A 1682-nucleotide genomic window follows, 5' to 3' on the forward strand; every position below is an offset into this window, starting at 1 on the left:
GTCCATGTGGGGGTAGCGGTGGTCGGTTGGGGGGACGAAGGTCTCCTTTATCGAGCGGGCGCTCGTCCAGCGGGTGAGGTTGAAGACCGAGCCGGCCTTGTCGTTGGTGCCGGACTGGCGAGCGCCGCCGAACGGCTGCTGGCCGACGATCGAGCCGGTCGGCTTGTCGTTGATGTAGAAGTTGCCGGCGGCGAAGCGCAGCGCCTCGGTGGCGGCGGCGATCGCCGCGCGGTCCTCGGCGATGATCGCGCCGGTCAGCCCGTACTCGGACGCGCCCTCCATCTGGTGCAGGACGGTGTCGTAGTCGCCCTCGTCGTAGACGTGCACGCCGATGATCGGGCCGAAGTACTCCTTGGTGAAGATCTCGTCGTCGGGGTCGGACGACTCCAGGACCGTCGGCTTGACGAAGTAGCCGCGCGAGTCGTCCAGCTCGCCGCCGGTGAGGATCTTCATGGAGGCGATGCCGCGCGCCCGTTCGATCGCCGCGCGGTGCTTGGCGAACGCGCGCTCGTCGATGACCGCGCCCATGAACAGCGACAGGTCCTCGGCGACGTTGCCCATGGTGAGCGACTCGGTCTCGGCCACGAAGTCGTCGCGGATCGCGTCCCAGAGCGGGCGGGGTATGTAGGCGCGGGACGCGGCGGAGCACTTCTGCCCCTGGTACTCGAAGGCCCCGCGGACGAGGGCGGTCTTCAGCACCGCCGGGTCGGCGGACGGGTGCGCGACGACGAAGTCCTTGCCGCCGGTCTCGCCGACGATGCGCGGGTAGCCCCGGTAGCCGGAGATGTTCTCCCCGATCGTCCGCCACAGGTTCTGGAACGTCGCGACCGAGCCGGTGAAGTGCAGCCCGGCGAGGTCGGGGTGGCGCAGCGCGACGTTGGAGACGGCCTGCCCGTCCCCCGTGACCATGTTGATCACGCCGGGCGGGAGCCCCGCGGCCTCAAGCAGCCGCATCGTGTGGTGCGCGGCGAGCTGCTGGGTCGGGGACGGTTTCCACACCACGACGTTGCCCATCAGCGCGGGCGCCGTCGGCAGGTTCCCGGCGATCGCGGTGAAGTTGAAGGGGGTGATGGCGAGGACGAAGCCCTCCAGCGGGCGGTACTCCAGACGGTTCCACACGCCCGGGGGCGACAGCGGCTGGATCTCGTGGATCTGCTCGGCGTAGCGGACGTTGAACCGCAGGAAGTCGATCAGCTCGCAAGCCGCGTCGATCTCGGCCTGCTGCACCGACTTCGACTGGCCGAGGACGGTGGCGGCGTTGATCGTGGCGCGCCACGGCCCGGCGAGCAGGTCGGCGGCGCGCAGGAAGATGGCCGCCCGGTCCTCGAACGCCATAGCCCGCCACGAGGGCGCCGCCTCCCGGGCCGCCGCGATCGCCTCGGCGACATCGGGTTCGGTGGCGTTGCCCATCCGCCCGAGGACGTGCCCGTGGTTGTGCGGCTCGACGACCGCGATGGGCGTACCGGCCCCCATCCGCCGCTCGCCCCCGATCGCCATGGTGAGCTCGGTCTGCTCCCCGCCGAGCTCCTTGATCTTCGCTTCCAGGGCGGCCCGCTCGGGGCTCCCCGGCGCGTAACTCCTGACCGGCTCGTTCCTAGGCTCCGGCACCGTACTGACGGCGTCCATCAAGCGGCTCCCTGCAATCCCGACAACGTTGTCGACCTGCCCGGGACCTACCCGCC

1 protein-coding gene is annotated in these 1682 nt (G+C 70.5%); it reads right to left on the reverse strand.

All coding sequences use genetic code 11. The annotated features are described in order from the left end of the window. Positions 1-1626 (reverse strand): L-glutamate gamma-semialdehyde dehydrogenase (gene pruA, locus E1200_RS33185; RefSeq protein ID WP_131956613.1); only part of this gene is annotated, 1626 nt, incomplete at its 3' end. Positions 1627-1682 lie beyond the last annotated feature (56 nt).

Source organism: Actinomadura sp. GC306, assembly GCF_004348665.1.
GTDB lineage: Bacteria > Actinomycetota > Actinomycetes > Streptosporangiales > Streptosporangiaceae > Spirillospora.